Origin of the sequence: Halalkalibacter sp. APA_J-10(15), assembly GCF_023017105.1 — a bacterium.
Classification (GTDB): Bacteria; Bacillota; Bacilli; order Bacillales; family Bacillaceae_D; genus Halalkalibacter.
Window position 1 is genome coordinate 1 of record NZ_JALKEV010000071.1, and the last position, 380, is coordinate 380.

At 42.6% G+C, this 380-nt stretch carries 1 protein-coding gene; it reads right to left on the reverse strand.

Translation table 11 applies throughout. The features are described 5' to 3' along the window. Positions 1–377, reverse strand: a 377-nt coding sequence (locus tag MW695_RS22310; RefSeq protein WP_483299879.1) for a flagellin N-terminal helical domain-containing protein, incomplete at its 3' end; no start/stop codon positions are given. Between the last annotated feature and the right edge of the window lie 3 nt (positions 378–380).

Below are 380 nucleotides of genomic sequence, written 5' to 3' on the forward strand. Positions count from 1 at the left end.
TTCGAAATACGGTTGATTTCAGAAGTTAATGCATCGATTTCCTTCTGAATTTCCCCACGGTCTACATCAACGTTAGTATCGTTCGCTGCTTGTGTAGCAAGCTCACGCATACGTTGTAGAATTGAGTGAGTTTCTTGAAGAGCTCCCTCAGCTGTTTGGATCATTGAGATACCATCTTGAGCGTTACGGCTAGCTTGGTCTAATCCACGGATTTGCGCACGCATTTTTTCAGAGATTGCAAGTCCAGCAGCATCGTCACCAGCACGGTTAATACGAAGACCTGAAGATAATTTTTCTTGTGCTTGTGCACCAGCAAATTGGTTTACACCAAGCTGACGGTGTGCATTCATTGCAGGTAAATTGTTGTTAATAATCATTAT